At 40.8% G+C, this 18,229-nt stretch carries 16 protein-coding genes and 1 pseudogene; 15 read left to right on the top strand and 2 right to left on the bottom strand.

Features of this window, described 5'->3' with window-relative positions; all coding sequences use genetic code 11:
- Positions 1-17: 17 nt before the first annotated feature.
- The 15 genes and pseudogenes from G575_RS0106290 (at position 18) to G575_RS0106360 (ending at position 14,085) form a co-directional block, all read left to right on the top strand.
- Entirely contained in the window at positions 18-1,013 is a 996-nt protein-coding gene (locus G575_RS0106290) for an NAD(P)/FAD-dependent oxidoreductase (RefSeq protein WP_027971982.1), read from the top strand.
- 122 nt (positions 1,014-1,135) lie between these two features.
- The gene (gene upp / locus G575_RS0106295; RefSeq protein WP_027971983.1) at positions 1,136-1,765 is read left to right on the top strand and encodes a uracil phosphoribosyltransferase; all 630 of its coding nucleotides are present in this window, start codon (positions 1,136-1,138) and stop codon (positions 1,763-1,765) included.
- A gap of 172 nt (positions 1,766-1,937) precedes the next feature.
- A pseudogene (locus tag G575_RS0106300) lies at positions 1,938-2,537 on the top strand (ATP-dependent Clp protease proteolytic subunit); the annotation flags it as partial.
- 92 nt (positions 2,538-2,629) lie between these two features.
- Complete coding sequence (locus tag G575_RS0106305; protein WP_027971985.1) at positions 2,630-2,890, top strand: DUF2129 domain-containing protein; 261 nt, start codon at positions 2,630-2,632, stop codon at positions 2,888-2,890.
- A gap of 96 nt (positions 2,891-2,986) precedes the next feature.
- Positions 2,987-4,159 carry an ABC transporter substrate-binding protein gene (locus G575_RS0106310; protein WP_027971986.1) on the top strand — a complete coding sequence of 391 codons (1,173 nt, stop codon included), beginning with the start codon at positions 2,987-2,989 and terminating at the stop codon, positions 4,157-4,159.
- Positions 4,160-4,228: 69 nt separating this feature from the next.
- Positions 4,229-5,098, top strand: a complete 870-nt coding sequence (locus tag G575_RS0106315) for a branched-chain amino acid ABC transporter permease (protein ID WP_027971987.1) — start codon at positions 4,229-4,231, stop codon at positions 5,096-5,098.
- A 1-nt stretch (position 5,099) separates the two neighbouring features.
- Positions 5,100-6,056 carry a branched-chain amino acid ABC transporter permease gene (locus G575_RS0106320; protein WP_027971988.1) on the top strand — a complete coding sequence of 319 codons (957 nt, stop codon included), beginning with the start codon at positions 5,100-5,102 and terminating at the stop codon, positions 6,054-6,056.
- Positions 6,056-6,820, top strand: coding sequence for an ABC transporter ATP-binding protein (locus G575_RS0106325; protein WP_027971989.1), 765 nt, complete (start codon positions 6,056-6,058; stop codon positions 6,818-6,820). The genes G575_RS0106320 and G575_RS0106325 overlap by 1 nt, the downstream gene beginning before the upstream one ends.
- Entirely contained in the window at positions 6,820-7,530 is a 711-nt protein-coding gene (locus G575_RS0106330; RefSeq protein ID WP_027971990.1) for an ABC transporter ATP-binding protein, read from the top strand. The genes G575_RS0106325 and G575_RS0106330 overlap by 1 nt, the downstream gene beginning before the upstream one ends.
- Positions 7,531-7,896: 366 nt before the next feature.
- A complete protein-coding gene (locus tag G575_RS0106335) occupies positions 7,897-8,415 on the top strand; it encodes an adenine phosphoribosyltransferase (protein ID WP_027971991.1) in 519 nt (172 codons plus the stop codon).
- A 104-nt stretch (positions 8,416-8,519) separates the two neighbouring features.
- Entirely contained in the window at positions 8,520-9,203 is a 684-nt protein-coding gene (locus G575_RS0106340; RefSeq protein ID WP_027971992.1) for a DnaD domain-containing protein, read from the top strand.
- A gap of 109 nt (positions 9,204-9,312) precedes the next feature.
- On the top strand, positions 9,313-10,269 hold the full coding sequence (locus G575_RS0106345; protein ID WP_027971993.1) for an aromatic acid exporter family protein: 957 nt from the start codon (positions 9,313-9,315) through the stop codon (positions 10,267-10,269).
- Positions 10,270-10,532: 263 nt separating this feature from the next.
- Positions 10,533-11,777: a DUF2130 domain-containing protein gene (locus G575_RS0106350; RefSeq protein ID WP_027971994.1), complete on the top strand. Its 1,245-nt coding sequence runs from the start codon at positions 10,533-10,535 to the stop codon at positions 11,775-11,777.
- Positions 11,778-11,861: 84 nt separating this feature from the next.
- On the top strand, positions 11,862-12,431 hold the full coding sequence (locus G575_RS0106355; protein WP_027971995.1) for a dihydrofolate reductase family protein: 570 nt from the start codon (positions 11,862-11,864) through the stop codon (positions 12,429-12,431).
- Between the two features lie 115 nt (positions 12,432-12,546).
- Entirely contained in the window at positions 12,547-14,085 is a 1,539-nt protein-coding gene (locus G575_RS0106360) for an ABC-F family ATP-binding cassette domain-containing protein (protein WP_027971996.1), read from the top strand.
- A 288-nt stretch (positions 14,086-14,373) separates the two neighbouring features.
- Here the strand turns inward: G575_RS0106360 and pgfM1 are convergent, their stop codons facing one another.
- Together pgfM1 and pgfS are read right to left on the bottom strand one after the other, a co-directional pair.
- Positions 14,374-17,262: a glycosyltransferase PgfM1 gene (pgfM1, locus tag G575_RS0106365; protein ID WP_027971997.1), complete on the bottom strand. Its 2,889-nt coding sequence runs from the start codon at positions 17,260-17,262 to the stop codon at positions 14,374-14,376.
- Positions 17,262-18,221: a glycosyltransferase PgfS gene (pgfS, locus tag G575_RS0106370; RefSeq protein ID WP_027971998.1), complete on the bottom strand. Its 960-nt coding sequence runs from the start codon at positions 18,219-18,221 to the stop codon at positions 17,262-17,264. Before pgfS ends, pgfM1 begins: the two co-directional genes overlap by 1 nt.
- Between the last annotated feature and the right edge of the window lie 8 nt (positions 18,222-18,229).

Consider the following 18,229-nt stretch of genomic DNA (forward strand, 5'->3'; position numbering starts at 1 on the left):
TTAGAAATAGAGGAAGTATGACAGAAAACATTTATGACATCACCATCATCGGAGGAGGGCCAGTCGGCCTTTGGGCGGCCTTTTATGTAGGGCTTCGCGGTATGGACGTTAAAATCATTGAGAGTTTATCTGAACTAGGGGGGCAGCCTGCTGTTCTCTATCCAGAGAAAAAGATTTATGATATCCCTGCTTATCCAGTTACTACCGGCGCAGAATTGACGGCACATTTGATAGAGCAGCTGGAACGCTTCAAAGATCGCACCGCTATTTGCCTCAAAGAAGAAGTGCAAACATTTGAAAAAATTGATGGTGTTTTTCACATTCAAACAAACAAGGCTAAGCATCTCTCTCGTGCGATTATTATTGCCTGCGGAAATGGTGCCTTTGCACCTCGTCCTTTAGGGCTTGACGGAGAAGAAGCCTATGCAGATACCAATCTTTTCTATAATGTCCACAAGTTGGATCAGTTTTCTGGGAAAAAAGTTGTCATCTGTGGTGGAGGAGACTCAGCAGTTGATTGGGCAAACGCACTTGAGCCCATTGCAGAGAGCGTGACGGTCGTTCATCGACGGGATTCTTTCCGTGCCCATGAGCATAGTGTAGAGGTCATGGAAGCTTCTTCGGTTCGCGTGTTGACGCCCTATGTTCCTGTGGCTATTTCAGGGGAAAATGGCAGAGCGACAGGTCTGACACTTCAGAAGGTCAAATCTGATGAGACACTGGATGTGCCACTAGATGCTTTGATTGTGAGCTTTGGCTTTTCAACCAATAACAAAAATCTCAAAAATTGGAATCTGGATTATAAACGCAGCTCAATCCATGTGTCACAAACCATGCAAACAAGCCTAGAAGGTGTTTTTGCCATTGGTGATGCCGCTGACTATGAAGGCAAGGTTGAGTTAATCGCGACAGGATTTGGTGAAGCCCCAATTGCGGTCAATGAAGCCATCAAATACGCTTACCCTGACAAAGACAATAGACCAGTGCATTCCACCTCTCTTATCAGTGAATAGAAATGAGAAAAATCAGAGTTTAAAAAGCTCTGATTTTTTGACATAAACTGCGTTAAAATATCGTCGAAATTTATTTTTTTTGATATAATAGAAAGGATAAAAATATAGAAAGAGGTAACCTCATGGGCAAATTCCAAGTGATTTCTCACCCTTTAATTCAGCATAAATTATCTATTTTACGTCGTACGGACACCTCTACCAAGCATTTTCGTGAGTTGGTAGATGAAATTGCTATGTTAATGGGTTATGAGGTGTGGCGTGACCTCCCTCTTGAAGATGTTGAAATCGAGACTCCAATCACGAAAACGGTTCAAAAGCAGTTGGCTGGTAAAAAACTAGCCATTGTACCGATTTTGCGTGCCGGTATTGGAATGGTTGATGGCTTACTTGGCCTAGTTCCAGCTGCCAAAGTTGGTCATATCGGTATGTATCGCGATGAGGAGACTTTAGAGCCAGTAGAATACTTGGTTAAACTACCAGATGATATTGATCAACGTCAAATTTTCTTAGTAGATCCAATGTTGGCGACAGGTGGTTCAGCAATCCTTGCGGTTGACTCCTTAAAGAGCCGTGGAGCAACCAATATCAAATTTGTCTGCCTAGTAGCAGCACCAGAAGGTCTTGCAAAATTGCAAGCAGCACACCCTGATATTGATATCTACACTGCAGCACTCGATGAAAAACTGAATGAACATGGCTACATTGTACCTGGGCTTGGCGATGCAGGTGACCGATTGTTTGGAACTAAATAGGATTACCGCTTATAAATCACAGAACGACAAAGCTTGATTCGTGGCTAACAGCGTCCTTAGCAAATAGTATTAAAAATTAGCACTCGATATTTATGAGTGCTAATTTTTGTGTTTTTCATTTGACCTTTTTTGACTAAAAACATATAATAGCAATAGATACTTAGAAGAAAAGGAGAGAACTATGATTCCTGTAGTTATTGAACAAACATCACGTGGAGAACGTTCTTACGATATTTATTCACGTCTTTTGAAGGATCGCATCATCATGCTGACAGGTCCAGTTGAGGATAATATGGCTAATTCCATCATCGCACAGCTATTATTCCTTGATGCTCAAGATAGCACTAAAGACATCTACCTTTATGTCAACACGCCTGGTGGATCTGTATCTGCGGGCCTTGCTATTGTTGATACCATGAATTTTATTAAATCTGATGTCCAGACGATTGTAATGGGGGTTGCGGCTTCTATGGGAACAATCATCGCCTCATCAGGTGCCAAAGGCAAACGTTTCATGTTGCCAAACGCAGAGTATATGATTCACCAACCAATGGGCGGTACTGGAGGCGGTACACAACAAACGGATATGGCGATTGCAGCAGAGCATTTGTTGAAAACACGTAATAATCTTGAGCAAATTTTGGCTAAAAATTCTGGTAAGACAGTCAAACAAATCCATAAAGATGCCGAGCGCGATTATTGGATGAGTGCCGAAGAAACGTTGAAGTATGGCTTTATTGATGAAATCATGTCTAATAACGCCTTGAAGTAATCTGATTTCATAGACAGAGCAGGCTGGTCCTGCTTTTTTTGCTATTTTGTGATATAATAGCAAGAGTTTTAGAGATTTTATAAGGAGTTTACATGTTAGAAATACAAGGGCGTGTTGGGTTAGCAGTATATCTTTATTACAACCGAGATGTGCATAAATTAACCAAATTTGGTGACATTCTTTACCACTCAAAAAAATTACGCTATGTCATCCTCTATGTCAATGCAAATACGCTTCAAGAAAAGGTCGATAGCTTACAACATTTAAAATTTATTAAAAAAGTTTTGCCCTCTCAGCTGGATGAAATTGATCAAAATTTCGTTGGAAACCTTTACAATACGAGTTTTGAATAAATTTTTTAGAAAATTTGAGTAAATGTGTTGACAATTTTCTGATAATTCAGTATTCTTGTAAAGTATTATTTTTTACACAACAAGAAGGAGAGAAAAATGAAGAAAAAATTTGCTTTGGCAGCTCTTGCTCTAACAAGTTCAGCAGTGTTGGCAGCTTGTGGTGCTGCGCCAAGCTCAAGTTCAAGTAGTGCAGGAAACCCAATTGGTGATACCATCAAGATTGGTTATAACCTTGAATTATCAGGGGCTGTAGCTGCTTATGGTCAACAAGAGAAAAACGGAGCTGATCTTGCGGTTGAAGAAATCAATGCTGCAGGCGGTGTTGACGGCAAGAAAATTGAAGTCATCTCAAAAGACAATAAATCAGATAATTCTGAGGCGGCAACGCTTTCAACAAGTCTTGCTACAGAATCTAAAGTTAACTTGATTTTTGGACCAGCGACTTCAGGAGCTACTGCAGCAGCGTCTCCAAATGCAACTTCAGCAGGTGTTCCACTCTTGACAGCTTCAGGAACTCAAGATGACTTAACGGTTAAAAATGGAAAAGTTGAAGAATTTGTCTTCCGTACAACTTTCCAAGATAGCTTCCAAGGTCAAGTTATCTCACAATATGCGACTGATAACCTCAGCTCTAAAAAAGCTTTTGTCTACTACGATGGTTCAAGTGACTATGCTAAAGGACTTTACAAAGCCTTCAAAGAAGCTTACAAAGGTGAAATCATTGAAGAGGCTTACCAATCAGGAGATAAAGATTTCCAAGCAGCCTTGACAAAAGTTAAAGACCAAGATTTCGATACAGTTGTTCTTCTTGGTTACTATACTGAAGCAGGTTTGATTACAAAACAAGCTCGTGAAATGGGTATTGATCAGCCAATCCTTGGTCCTGACGGATTCTCTGATGAAAAATTCATCGAAGGTGCTGGTGCGGCAAATACTAAGAATGTCTTCTATGTAGCAGGTTACTCAACTTCTGTAAAACTTTCAGAAGCTAAATCAGATAACTTTATCAAAGCATACACTGAGAAATTTGGTGAAGAGCCAAACATGTTTGCGGCTCTTGCTTATGACTCTATCTACATGGCAGCAGAAGCAGCTAAAGGTGCTAAAGATTCTAAAGAACTTGCAGCGAACCTTGCAGCCCTCAAAGATTTTGATGGTGTTACAGGTAAAATGACAATTGATGAGAACCATAACCCAGTTAAATCAGCAATCATGGTTGAGTTGGAAGATGGTAAACAGAAATCTGCGACTGCCGTAGAAATTAAATAAGGTTTAAAGGTCTGGGGGGCATATTACTTCCCAGTCCTATTATTATGTTATAGAAAGTTTGGTAAAAAAATGCTCCAACAACTTGTAAATGGCTTGATATTAGGAAGTGTCTATGCACTTTTAGCCCTTGGTTACACTATGGTTTATGGCATAATCAAGCTCATCAACTTTGCCCACGGTGATCTTTACATGATGGGTGCTTATATCGGTTACTATTTGATTAGTGTTTACCGGATGAATTTTTTTGTTGCTCTCATTTTGACCATGGTATTAACTGCTTGTCTAGGGGTCATCATCGAATTCTTAGCTTATCGTCCTTTGCGACATTCCACACGTATTGCTGCTTTGATTACAGCTATTGGTGTCTCCTTCTTTTTAGAGTACGGAATGGTTTATTTGGTGGGGGCTAATATTAAAATTTTCCCAACAGCAATCCAAACGGTCATGTATCAATTAGGACCAATTAGTGTGTCTAATGTCCAATTAATGATTTTGGCGGTTTCACTCTTCCTTATGGTTGCCTTACAATTTATCGTCAAAAAGACAAAAATGGGGAAAGCCATGCGTGCAGTGTCTGTGGATAGTGATGCCGCACAGCTAATGGGAATTGATGTGAATTCAACTATTAGTTTTACCTTTGCACTTGGATCTGCTCTAGCAGGAGCTGCAGGGGTGTTAATTGGATTGTACTATACACAAATTGACCCTTTGATGGGGATGGCTCCAGGTCTGAAAGCATTTGTAGCAGCGGTTCTTGGTGGGATTGGTATTATTCCAGGGGCTGCAATCGGAGGCTTTATTATCGGTCTACTAGAGACCCTTTCGGTAGCTATCGGTCTTTCTACTTACAAGGACGCGGTTGTTTATGCAATCCTCATTGTCATTCTTTTGGTACGCCCTGCGGGTATTCTTGGTAAAAATGTGAAAGAGAAGGTGTAAGATGAAAAAGAATTTAAAACCAATCTTGTCTTGGTTAGTGACCATTATCCTATCTTTTTTGGTGATCTCTCTTCTCATTAGTGCAGGGATTATTCGTGCTTACCACATGCAAATTCTCATGGGGATTGGTATCTCTATGATTATGGCAATAGGAACCAACCTTGTTCTTGGGTATTCTGGACAATTTCCGCTTGGACAAGCTGGATTTATGGCTATTGGTGCCTACGCTACTGCCATTTTGACACGTAGCAATCCGACATATGGTGGATTTTACCTTTCGATGATTATTGGTATGCTATTGGCGGGACTATTAGCTGTTCTTGTCGGATTTCCGACCCTTCGTTTGAAAGGTGATTATTTAGCTATTGCAACTCTTGGGGTTTCCGAAATTATCCGCATTGCGATTATTAATGGTGGTGATTTCACGAATGGAGCAGCAGGGATTTCAGGAGTCCTAAACTATACGAGTTGGGAAATTGTCTTTATCTTTGTTGTTTTAATTGCTGTCATTGTTATGAATTATATTCGTAGTGCGACTGGGCGTCAGATGATTGCTATCCGCGAAGATGAAATTGCTGCTGAGTCTATGGGGGTTAATACCACCAAAATTAAAGTGATGACTTTTGCGATTGCAGCGATGACTGCCAGTCTTGCGGGTTCGCTTTATGTCGGCTATATTGGTACGGTTGCTCCGAAGGACTTTACCATCATGCGCTCTATTGATTACTTGATCATTGCAGTTCTGGGAGGTCTTGGCTCTATGACAGGGACAATTGTCGCTGCAGTAGTGCTTGGTATTCTCAATATGTTCCTTCAAAACGTTTCAGAGCTACGTATGATTATTTACTCTTTGGCTTTGATTTTAGTTATGGTTTTCCGACCTGGAGGCTTACTTGGCACGAAAGAACTCAGTTTCACACGCTTTTTCTCACAAAAATCTAAGGAGGGCGAGAATTAATGGCACTTCTTGAAGTAAAACATCTAACGAAAAACTTTGGTGGTTTAACAGCTGTTGGTGATGTGACCATGGAGCTCCATGAGGGCGAATTGGTAGGGCTTATTGGACCCAATGGTGCTGGTAAAACAACACTTTTCAACCTTTTGACAGGTGTTTATGAACCATCAGAAGGAACGATATCCCTTGATGGCACTTTGTTAAATGGGAAAACACCATATACCATCGCTAGTCTAGGATTATCTCGTACCTTCCAAAATATTCGCTTGTTTAAAAATATGACGGTCTTGGAAAATGTTTTGGTTGGTTTCGGTAATCATCACAAGCCCCATCTCTTTGCTTCTTTCTTGCGTCTTCCTAAATTTTATAAGAGCGAGAAGGAGTTGACAAAAAAGGCACTTGATTTATTAGCCATTTTTGATTTAGATGGTGAGGCAGATACCCTTGCTAAAAACCTTCCTTATGGACAACAACGCCGTTTGGAGATTGTTCGTGCCTTAGCAACAGAACCTAAGATCCTCTTCTTGGATGAGCCTGCTGCAGGTATGAACCCACAAGAAACTGCTGATTTAACAGCTCTCATTCGTCGTATTCAAAAGGAATTTGGGATTACGATTATTCTAATTGAGCATGATATGAGTTTGGTTATGGAAGTTACTGAACGCATTTATGTGCTTGAATATGGTCGCTTGATCGCTCATGGTACTCCAGATGAAATCAAATCGAATAAGCGAGTTATTGAGGCCTATCTTGGAGGTGAAGTTTAATGGCAATGTTAGAAGTCAAAAATCTTTCAGTCAGCTACGGAGCTATTGAGGCTGTCAAAGATATTAGTTTTGAAGTTAATGAAGGTGAGGTCGTAACCCTCATCGGTGCGAATGGTGCTGGTAAGACATCTATTCTTCGTACCATTTCTGGTCTTGAAAAAGCAAGCCAAGGTGAAATTCTTTATTTTGGTAATGACATTGTGAAAACACCTGCTCGAAAAATTGTGGCAGCTGGTTTGGCTCAGGTTCCAGAAGGCAGACATGTTTTTCCAGGCTTGACGGTGATGGAAAACTTGGAAATGGGAGCTTTTTTGAAGACCGATAAAGATCAGAATTTGGCTAACCTGAAAAAAGTCTTTGCACGTTTTCCACGTTTGGAAGAGCGGAAAAACCAAGATGCTGCGACCTTATCGGGTGGAGAGCAACAGATGCTTGCCATGGGACGAGCTTTGATGAGTCAACCTAAATTGTTGTTATTGGATGAACCATCTATGGGGCTTGCTCCGATCTTTATTCAAGAAATCTTTGATATTATTCAAGATATTCAAAAGCAAGGAACGACGGTACTATTGATTGAGCAAAATGCTAATAAGGCACTCTCAATTGCGGATCGTGGTTACGTACTTGAAACGGGTAAAATTGTTCTTTCAGGAACAGGGAAAGAACTACTCGCTTCAGATGACGTTAGAAAAGCCTATCTAGGCGGATAAGAGCGCTTAAATAGGCTGTGTCATCAGAAAAATAGTCTTAAAACCACCATGATTGGTGGTTTTGCTATTTATAGAGAGCCCTTTTCTATCAGAATTAGACTGATAGAGTTAAAGGCTCTGGCTTATCTTATAGGTGATCGAGATCTGATGAAAAAATGGCGGCAAGGGCTTTTGTGCTCCACGAATGCTGCTTTGCTACTGTGACACAACATGCTTTTAGGAGATGGCTGATGGGGCAACTTTTGTCAGTCAAAATGTGGAACTGGTATTAGACCTGCTTGCTTTTTTTTGATATAATATGTTGTAACAATTTTTTGACTTAAGGTCTATATTGAGAAAGGATATGCGGACTACCGCTAAAGTAAAATGGATTTAACAAAATATATTGCATCAATTGAAAACTATCCTCAAGAAGGTATTATTTTTCGAGATATTTCTCCTTTAATGGCTGATGGAAAAGCTTATAGTTATGCTATTCGCGAAATTGCTCAATATGCTTGTGATCATGATATTGACATGATTGTCGGTCCAGAAGCACGTGGCTTTATCATTGGATGTCCTGTTGCCGTTGAACTCGGGATTGGATTTGCTCCAGTACGTAAGCCAGGTAAGTTACCACGTGAGGTTATCTCTGCGGATTACGAAAAAGAGTATGGTCTTGATACTCTAACCATGCATGCGGATGCCATCAAACCTGGACAACGTGTTCTCATTGTTGATGACCTCTTAGCGACTGGTGGAACAGTCAAAGCCACCATTGAATTGATTGAGAAGCTTGGTGGTATTGTCGCTGGATGTGCCTTCATTATTGAACTGGATGGATTAAATGGCCGTCAGGCAATCGGAGATTATGATGTCAAAGTGTTGATGAATTTTCCTGGTTAAACGACGAGAGAAAGCGACAAAATCATTCAGAAAGACAGTTGATTTAGGTCGGAGATTGGCTGATGACTTTGCTGTGGCGTTTATAAGAAAGGAAAAGAGGCTAAATGAGTTACTTCAAACATTTCCAAATGGGGCATTTGATAGTGCCTTCAGCTCTGCTATTTCATATGAATGACCTCTTTGACACTTCAGATGAATTTCTTGTATGGCAATTTTTCTTTTTGCAAAATACGACCCAACTAGATGAACTAGCCCCTAGTCAAATTGCTACAGCTATTGGAAAAACGGTCACCGATGTCAATCGTATCATTTCAAACTTATCTAAAAAGGGTTTGCTAGACATTAAGACCATCGAATTAGCGGGTGAAGCTGAAGTGATTTTTGATGCCAGTCCTGCACTATCTCAGTTAGATGAGCTTCTTAGTGGAAGGGAAACTAGTCCTGAAAATCAAGAATACACTGGACAAGGACAGGCCATTAAAGAATTAGTCAGTGATTTAGAGCAAGCCATGGGGCTTCTCAATCCGATGATTTTAGAAGATGTTCAAAAATTGGTTTATGAAGATAAGACCTCACCAGATCTTATTCGTGAAGCACTTCGTGAAGCTGTTTTTAACAATAAAACCAATTGGAAATATATTCAGGCTATTCTGAGAAATTGGCGTAAAGAGGGCATTGTGACGCTTCGTCAAGTTGAAGAGCGTCGCTTGGAGAGAGAAAGAATGGCTCCAGAAAACATCACAGTATCTGATGATTTTTTATCGGCCATGACCATCTGGTCAGATTGATTGTCAGGATAAAAAGCCTTAAATGTTTAGCATTTGAGGCTTTTCATGTTTAGGCTTTGGAAAAGCTATTCACGTTTGATAAAATACAGATGAAGGATTGGGGGAAGGCATGTCACTTTTTCAGCGAACGATTAAGTTAACAGTCGCGACGGTTCTAGCCATTTGGTTGGCTGATGTTTTTGGTCTTGCTTACACGAGTTCGGCAGGAATCATTGCTATTTTGAGTGTACTTGATACGAGGAGAAGCTCTATCAAAATAGCTAAGCAACGTTTTTTATCAGCTTTGCTAGCGCTTGGAATCGCTTCTAGCCTCTTTGCCCTTCTGGGATTTCATCTACCTGTAATAGCTCTCTATCTAGCTTGCTACGTTCCTTTGGCTTATCGTTTTCAGCTAGAAGCTGGGATAGCTCCTATAACTGTTCTTGTTCTCCATCTTTATATGGAGCAGAGCATAGCTCCTAGTTGGCTTGTCAATGAACTCTTGCTTTTTATGGTGGGTGCTAGCGTAGCCTTATTACTTAACCTTTACATGCCTTCTAAGGAGAGTGAGATTGCCTCTTATCACATTCAGGTGGAAGAAAAATTAAAGGCTATTTTACATCGTTTTGAAGGGTTTTTATTGAGTGGTGATGGGAGCAATGAAGCCGTATTGATTGGTCAGCTAGATGATTTATTGACAGAAGCTAAAAGGCTTGTTTACTTGGATCATAATAATCAACTGTTTCAACAGACCAATTATCAAGTTCATTATTTTGACATGAGGCAGGAACAATCTAAGTTGCTACGTCAAATGGCTTTAAATGTGAATTCTTGTCACTTAGGTAGCAGGGAGAGTGTTATACTGGCCCATCTTTTTCACGAGACAGCTCAGCAATTATCTCAAGAAAATCCAGCCAAAACCTTACTGGAAGACATTGCCGACTTTAGAGAGCTTTTTAGGCAACGGCCACTTCCAAAAACAAGAGATGAGTTTGAAACCAGAGCAGTCCTTTTTCAGTTGCTCAATGATTTGGAGCGATTTATCCAATTTAAAGTTGATTTTTACAACCTGTATCAAGACCATTAGAGACTGGGTAGGCATCTATCCAGTTCTCGTGTTTTCTAAGGAGAGCTTGGGAGGCTTGTTTTACTCGAACTAGCTAAGTCTCTAAGGTTCACCAAAAGGGGTTGAATATCGAGCAGTTTAACTTGAAAATCTGAGCTAAGAGTGTGGTTGAAGGCTTTTTCGACTTAAGGTCCAATTTCTTGCTCCCTTTATGTTATAATTTTTAACAGCAACCGATGAAAGGAAAGTTTGAGTTACGCGGTTAACTGAAACGACGTTAAAAGATGAATGAAATAAAATGCCCACATTGCCAAACTGCCTTTACCATTAATGAAAGTCAATACGCTCAGCTTTTGGAACAAGTTAGAGGAAGTGAATTTGACCGAGAAATTCATGACCGCTTAGAACGAGAGACCGCTTTATTGGCAGAGCAATCCAAAAATCAATTACAAGCAGCTCTAGCTCAGAAGGATTTAGAAGTCGCAGAGCTAAAAAATCAACTGGCGAATCAGGCAAGTCAGAAGGAATTGGAAATCCGCTCTGCTATGATTCCAAAAGATCACGAAATAGCAGCCTTGAAGGCACGTCTGGAACAAGTCGAAGTGATTAAAGAGCAGGAAAAGCTACAGGCCCTTTTGACAGTTGAAAAAGAGAGAGATGCTATCAAACATCAGTTGGTCTTGCAAGAGCAAAAAGACAGTTTGGCTCAGCAAGCTTTGACAACTCAGTATCAACAAGAATTGGCGCAAAAAGATGAGCTGATTGCTTACTACAAGGATTTTAAGGCTAAGCAGTCTACTAAGATGGTTGGAGAGAGCTTGGAGCAGCACTGTGAGTATGAGTTTAATCGTTTGCGGATGACAGCTTTTCCTCGTGCCCAGTTCGGCAAGGATAATGATGCTAAGTCAGGATCTAAAGGAGATTATATCTATCGGGAGTACGATGATAATGGGATAGAAATTATTTCCATCATGTTTGAAATGAAAAATGAAAGCGATGAGACTGCGACGAAAAAGAAAAATGAACAATTTTTGAAGGAATTAGATAAGGATCGTCGTGAAAAAGCCTGTGAATACGCAATTCTTGTCTCCTTATTGGAGAATGACAACGAACTCTACAATAATGGTATCGTGGATGTTTCGTACCACTATCCCAAAATGTATGTGATTCGTCCACAGTTTTTTATCCCTATCATTACCCTTTTAAGAAATGCTGCCCTAAATAGCCTAGAATACAAGCAGGAGCTGGCTGTAGTCAGAGAGCAAAATCTAGACATTACGCACTTTGAAGAGGACTTAGAAGCTTTCAAGACAGCTTTTGCTAAGAATTACCATTCTGCCAATAATCATTTTAAAAAAGCGATTGAGGAAATTGACAAATCAATTGCTCGCATGGAAGCAGTCAAAAAAGCTTTGACCACTTCTGAAAATCAGCTTCGTCTGGCCAACAACAAATTAGAAGATGTATCGGTTAAAAAATTGACGCGTAAAAATCCGACCATGAAAGCAAAGTTTGATGCCTTGAAGTAGAAGCCTATTAGGCAATCAGAATCATGGACTTTTTCCTAGACTTTGGATACAATAGGCTGAACAAAGAGACTAGAAAGTGGAAAAATGAGAAAATTAGTTGTGTTTTTACATACCTCGCTTGATGGGATGGTAGAAGGGCCAAATGGTTCTATGGATATTGGCTATATCGCCTATAATGAAGAATTGGAGAACTTTGCCAATCGCGTGACCGCAGAAGCAGACACCATCTTGTGGGGGAAAAACACCTATCAGATGATGCACGCTTACTGGCCGACGATATTGGATAAACCAGATGCTAGTGATCACGAAGCTCGTCACGCCAAGTGGATCGACTCAGTTGAAAAGGTAGTGTGTTCAGAAAGTCTGACTGAAGTGACTTGGAATAAGGCTAGACTAATGAAAGGAGATATCATTTCTCAACTGAGAGATTTGAAATTAGGCGATGGGAGAGATATTTTAGTTTTAGGAAGCCCGCGTTTAGCCAAGTTCCTCTTATCTGCTGGTCTTGTGGATCAGTTGAAACTGACTGTTTCTCCAGTCATTCTTGGTGCTGGACTTAACCTTTTTGAAGGTGTTAGAGCTGACCTAGAACTTTTGGAGTCAGAAGCCATGTCTACAGGGGCTTTAGGATTAACCTATCAGGTTCTTTCTTGATTGACTTTCCCCCTATTTTTTGCCATAATAGAATCAATCGAAAAGCCGTTACAACGGCTTTTCTCTATGTTTGAAAGGAAATGAATAGAGAGAGTCCCTCTCTTGTAACTTAATCATGTCAATTTTAGAAGTTAAAAACTTGAGTCACGGTTTTGGTGACCGCGCGATTTTTGAAAATGTCTCGTTTCGTTTACTAAAGGGTGAGCATATTGGCCTTGTCGGTGCTAACGGTGAAGGAAAATCAACTTTTATGTCCATTGTCACAGGCTCTCTTCAACCTGATGAGGGGAAGGTAGAGTGGTCAAAATACGTGACCGTTGGCTACCTTGACCAGCATGCTGTCCTTGAGAAAGGCATGACGGTTCGTGATGTGCTTCGCACCGCTTTTGATGAGCTCTTCAAGACAGAAGCTCGTATCAATGATATTTACATGTCTATGGCAGAAGAAGGAGCAGACGTTGATGCCCTCATGGAAGAAGTGGGTGAACTTCAAGATCGTCTCGAGTCACGTGATTTCTATGTCCTAGATGCTAAGATAGATGAGGTGGCTCGTGCTTTAGGTGTCATGGACTTTGGTATGGAATCAGATGTGACAGAACTCTCGGGCGGTCAACGCACCAAGGTCTTATTGGCCAAGCTCCTTCTCGAAAAACCTGATATTTTGCTTTTGGACGAGCCGACCAACCACTTGGATGCCGAGCATATCGCTTGGTTGAAGCGCTACTTACAAGAGTATGAAAATGCTTTTGTACTCATTTCCCATGATATTCCATTCTTAAATGATGTCATTAACATTGTCTATCACGTGGAAAATCTTGATTTGGTGCGTTATGCTGGGGATTATGATAACTTCCAGTCTGTACATGCCATGAAAAAAGCGCAGCTAGAAGCTGCTTATGAGCGCCAGCAGAAAGAAATTGCAGATCTTCAAGACTTTGTTAACCGGAACAAGGCTCGTGTAGCAACACGAAATATGGCCATGTCGCGTCAGAAGAAATTGGACAAGATGGAAATCATTGAACTGCAAGCTGAAAAGCCAAAACCATCTTTTGACTTTAAAGAGTCACGGACGCCTGGACGTTTCATTTTCCAGACAAAAGATCTGGTTATTGGTTACGACCGTCCGTTGACAAAAGCGCCATTAAATCTGACCTTGGAACGCAACCAAAAAATTGCCATTGTCGGAGCTAATGGTATCGGAAAAACCACTCTTTTGAAAAGCTTACTTGGGGAAATCAAGGCACTTTCTGGTCAGGTAGAACGTGGTGATTTCTTGGAAATTGGCTATTTTGAACAGGAGACAGCAGGTTCTCGTCAGACACCACTAGAAGCTGTCTGGGACGCCTTTCCAGCTCTTAATCAAGCAGAAGTTCGTGCAGCGCTAGCTCGTTGTGGCTTAACTTCTAAGCACATTGAGAGTCAAATTCAGGTCTTGTCAGGTGGTGAGCAAGCCAAGGTTCGCTTCTGTTTGTTGATGAATCGTGAAAATAACGTCTTAGTCCTTGATGAGCCGACCAACCACTTGGATGTTGATGCAAAAGACGAACTCAAACGTGCTCTGAAAGCTTATAAGGGCACCATCCTCATGGTCTGTCACGAGCCTGATTTTTATGACGGTTGGACAGAGGTGTGGGACTTTAATCAGATGATATAAGACAAAGGCTAGGTGCTTCATAAATAGGCTGAAAAACGCTCTTAATTTTAGATAGGGTTATCGATTTTGCGAGCGAAAGCGAGCACCAACAGCGACTCTTTGTCTTGGTAGAAGTGGTGAAACCACTTGTATTTACGCTGTCAGAAATTTTTGAAATCCCAGGCTCAAAAATGAGCTATGGCCTTTCGGAGGTGGTTATTTCCGTCTCTACCACACAAGAAAAGGGACGAAAGGACTTTTTCTTCAGGCTAAAATCCCCTACGTCTTTGAGATGTAGGGGATTTTGTTTTATGCACTGGCTTTTTGTGATTTTTGTTTGTCTAGGAAGTAAAGGGTTGCTAGGCTGACAATCGAAAGAAGTGAGATGAGGCTTCCTGTCAAAAGACCTGGAGCGTTAAAGACCAGTTCAATTTGGTGTTGACCAGCTGATATTGGGAAAGAAAGTAGGCTTCCCCAGGCTTCAGTGGTCTCGACAGCTTTTCCATCCACCAAAACGGTCCATCCTGGATTGTAAGGGATGCTAGTCATCATCAGACTGCTATCATCTGTAATGTTAACTGTTCCGGTAATCTTGGTGTTGCTAGCTGAAGTAACAGTCATGCTCTGTTTTAAGCGGTCATCAAGTACTTTTTGGATAGCAGGTGTGTCTGCACGAACTAGAGAGAAATTGGTTAAATTGATTTTCTCCTCAGTAGAAGTGGAAATTTCAAAAGTAATTGGCTGTCCTTTTTGATGATGGGCAATTTGCCAGAGTTGCACTTGATCAAACATCTGGGTGTAGTTATACCACTGACCATTTAATTTGATATTCATGATTCCCATGGATTTACGCAGTTCATAAGGCGCTTGGAAATAGTAGGTCAAGTCTGTTTGAGGAACAAAACTAAAGGTAATGGTTGCGGGCTGTGTTTGGTCAATTCTACGGTAAATTTTCTGTCCATTGCTATCATCGAGCTCAAAATTGTCTAAGGTAATCTCATTAAAGGCAGCATGAAGGAAGAAATCCTGCTTTTGTCCGGACATGGAATTAAGAATGATATTTTGATTAGAAACAGGGTTATTTGTTCCAAATTTAATATTACGGACACTGCTATTAGTACCGTAGGCAAGAGGAATAATATTGGGGTTTTCGTAATAGAAGAACGTGTCATCTTCACCGATGAGGGTATAATAATCGGTGATGTCTTTACGACTAGAAGTCTTAGCAAAGAAATGCTCTTTAGGATTATTTTGGGTATCCTCATTGCTATAAGGTTTTCGTGCCACATGATAACGCACCCCAAAAATAGTATCTGTCAATAGCGTTCCGTTTGTATAGAAGGTCGAAGCATTTCCCCCCATGTCTCCCATAGAAGCCATAAGATTAAGGGTCGATTTTTCTAGACTTGAGCTGAAATTGCTAAGGCTATTGTAAGAGCCAATCAGAGGGTCATTTTTAGAATAGAAAAAGTCAGTTCCGATGCGGTAGAAAGGCTGATCGGAGAGTTCCTCCACGGTATTTCCCATCTTATCAAGCTTGACCGCTAAGTCGCTGAATTTGTAAGCATCGGTATAGCCGATACGTGCTTGAGAAATATAGGCATTGAGTCCCAACTCAAAAATAGTGACACACGCCATGATAAAAGCCCCTAATTCTTTAGGTTTATAGCTGAAAAATAGCAGAGCAGCTAGCCAAGTAAAGGCGGTAAAGGTCAGTTGAGTCATCAAATAACCTTTGAACAGCAAGAAGATACAGATGGCAGTAATGATTGCAGCGCTAAAAATTAAGATGCGCTTTTGCCGTTTCTTAGCCTGACTGTTAAGCCAATAGGCATAAGAGATAGTGGCATAAAGTAGAATAAATAAGATAAAAACAGGGAATGGGTTATGATTTGCCCAATCAGTCAGAGCAGGTAGCTGTTCTTTCTCAAGGAAAGTGAATGACTGACTTCCTAGATAGGCAAGAGCTAACCCACTAAAAGTAAAGGCGATGGCGGTATCACGCCATTTTATGTTACGATGATTTTGAAGGGCTTGGAAGGCCAAAAGCACCATAAAAAAGGAGAAAATCCAAGAAAAACGATAGAAGAAACCAGCAGGATTTTGCCCCATGTGCCAGATCTTGCTTGAGAATTCATGGCTAAAAGAGAGGAGAAAAATAAAGGTGATGAGCAGGAATCCAATTTTGCGCCTGCGGTCGACTTTGGCGTATCGGAAAAAATAAAAGAAACCAAAGAGTGCCAAAGCCCCAATATAAATATTTGGCAAATTAGGACCTGCCGGCCAAGATTCGTTATCAAAAGCTCCGACAGTTAGTTTGGCCAAGATGTCTAAGGGATTGATTTGAAGCTTCCAATCAAAGCGTAATGGAGCATTGTAGGCTCCTTTACTGCGCAATAGGTTTAGGATGATTGGGTAGAGGGTGACAAAAGTAGTGGTAACAGCTAAAAAGGAATAGGCAACCACTCTCACCAAAGGCACTAGAAAAGAGCTGACATTGTCTTTTAGTTGCTGTTTTAGAGACCATTTTGGGAGCATATAAGCAATGGCATAAAGAGCTACAAAAAGACTGATCATATAGCCCATATAAAATTGTAAAAAGACTGTCAATGCCAAGGTTATAATGTACTTAAAGGGTTTGCCTCCATCTAATGTTTCTTCTAAGTAGAGGATGACAAGAGGCAGCATAATCATGGCATCGTAGAAGATTGGATTCATTTGATAGGAAACCAACATGCCAGATAAGGCGTAAGCCGTAGCCATCAGTGGAACAAGCAGTTTACCTTTTTCGAGTCCCTGATACCGTTTCACTAAAAGGTGGCTAAAGGTCAGTCCCATAAAGCCATAGCGTAAGGCAATCGAAAGGACAACTGCCCATTTGAATTGGCTAAGAGGAAAGAGGATATAAAAAATGTTGAAAGGGCTAAGCAGGTAGTAGCCCAAGACCCCAATCATCTCTCCCCCTATTGATTTCTCAAAAGAGTAAAGCAGAGCAGACCAATCCCCTGTCAGTACAGTTTCTTTTAAATAAGCGTAAAAGCCAATGTATTGTTGTCCAAAATCTACCGCCATCAAACTCTTGTTCCCAAATGGAAAGGCTCCGTTAGCTATCCAAACCAAAAGCATGATAATGATGGGTAAACTAAAACCCGCTAGATAAATCAGCCTTTTCTGCTGTTTTTGTCCCATTGTGTCCATTAACCTAATCCTTCCTTATTAGCCTTATCAATATTTGAGCTGTTGATAATATAGTGTGGTCGCTTTTTCACTTCATAATAGATTTTCCCGATATACTCGCCTAAAATACCAATTGAAATCAATTGCACACCACCAAAGAGAATAATGGCCGCAATGGTCGTGAAATAGCCACTGACACTAGCTTCTGGAGATGTCACATACTTTAATAGCTCGACAAAGAGGTAAGCTAGAGCAAGCAAGGTTGCTACAGTTCCTAATTGAAGACAGAAACGAAGCGGTTTATCGTTAAAAGAGATAATCCCTTGCATGGCATAGTTGAGCGACTTTCCAAAGGAAAACTTGCTTTGTCCAGCTTGACGAACCTGATTTTGATAAGGAATGACCTTCTCCTTGAAACCAATCCATTCGTAGAGACCTTTGTTAAAGCGATTGTACTCTGGAAGGGAAATAAAGGTGTCAACAGCTTTTCGGCTCAGAAGGCGAAATTCTGATTTTCCATCTTGGAGTTTGACATCCATAAAACGATTGGACAAGGCATAAAAAGCGCGGGCAAAAAAGGTGGAGCTAGCTTTTTCCCCTGTTCGATCACGCTGCCCGCTGACAATGTCATAGCCTTCTTTGTAGGCAGAAAGAAAATCAGGAATCAAACTTGGTGGGTGCTGTAAGTCTCCATCCATAACCAAGACAGCATCACCACTGGCATAGCGAAAACCTGCTAAAATCCCTCCTTCACGGCCAAAATTCCTGCTAAAACTGATGTAGCGAACATGCGGATCTTGCACTGCTATCCTTTCTATCAAGGAAAGGGTCGTATCGGTTGAACCATCATCGATGTACAGCAGCTCGTAGTCACTCAACTGGTCAGGAACCATTTTCTCAAGGACAGTTTTGACGGCTGTGTGTGTGTTTGTGATCATTTTTTCTTCGTTTAAGAAGGTGATGAGAACCGTTAATTTCATAGAATATC

Origin of the sequence: Streptococcus plurextorum DSM 22810 (assembly GCF_000423745.1) — a bacterium.
In the GTDB taxonomy this organism is placed as follows: domain Bacteria; phylum Bacillota; class Bacilli; order Lactobacillales; family Streptococcaceae; genus Streptococcus; species Streptococcus plurextorum.

Coding starts and splice junctions, on each gene's coding strand:
- G575_RS0106290 (WP_027971982.1), top strand. CDS start 18: ATGACAGAAAACATTTATGACATCACCATCATCGGAGGAGGGCCAGTC.
- upp (WP_027971983.1), top strand. CDS start 1,136: ATGGGCAAATTCCAAGTGATTTCTCACCCTTTAATTCAGCATAAATTA.
- G575_RS0106305 (WP_027971985.1), top strand. CDS start 2,630: ATGTTAGAAATACAAGGGCGTGTTGGGTTAGCAGTATATCTTTATTAC.
- G575_RS0106310 (WP_027971986.1), top strand. CDS start 2,987: ATGAAGAAAAAATTTGCTTTGGCAGCTCTTGCTCTAACAAGTTCAGCA.
- G575_RS0106315 (WP_027971987.1), top strand. CDS start 4,229: ATGCTCCAACAACTTGTAAATGGCTTGATATTAGGAAGTGTCTATGCA.
- G575_RS0106320 (WP_027971988.1), top strand. CDS start 5,100: ATGAAAAAGAATTTAAAACCAATCTTGTCTTGGTTAGTGACCATTATC.
- G575_RS0106325 (WP_027971989.1), top strand. CDS start 6,056: ATGGCACTTCTTGAAGTAAAACATCTAACGAAAAACTTTGGTGGTTTA.
- G575_RS0106330 (WP_027971990.1), top strand. CDS start 6,820: ATGGCAATGTTAGAAGTCAAAAATCTTTCAGTCAGCTACGGAGCTATT.
- G575_RS0106335 (WP_027971991.1), top strand. CDS start 7,897: ATGGATTTAACAAAATATATTGCATCAATTGAAAACTATCCTCAAGAA.
- G575_RS0106340 (WP_027971992.1), top strand. CDS start 8,520: ATGAGTTACTTCAAACATTTCCAAATGGGGCATTTGATAGTGCCTTCA.
- G575_RS0106345 (WP_027971993.1), top strand. CDS start 9,313: ATGTCACTTTTTCAGCGAACGATTAAGTTAACAGTCGCGACGGTTCTA.
- G575_RS0106350 (WP_027971994.1), top strand. CDS start 10,533: ATGAATGAAATAAAATGCCCACATTGCCAAACTGCCTTTACCATTAAT.
- G575_RS0106355 (WP_027971995.1), top strand. CDS start 11,862: ATGAGAAAATTAGTTGTGTTTTTACATACCTCGCTTGATGGGATGGTA.
- G575_RS0106360 (WP_027971996.1), top strand. CDS start 12,547: ATGTCAATTTTAGAAGTTAAAAACTTGAGTCACGGTTTTGGTGACCGC.
- pgfM1 (WP_027971997.1), bottom strand. CDS start 17,262: ATGGACACAATGGGACAAAAACAGCAGAAAAGGCTGATTTATCTAGCG.
- pgfS (WP_027971998.1), bottom strand. CDS start 18,221: ATGAAATTAACGGTTCTCATCACCTTCTTAAACGAAGAAAAAATGATC.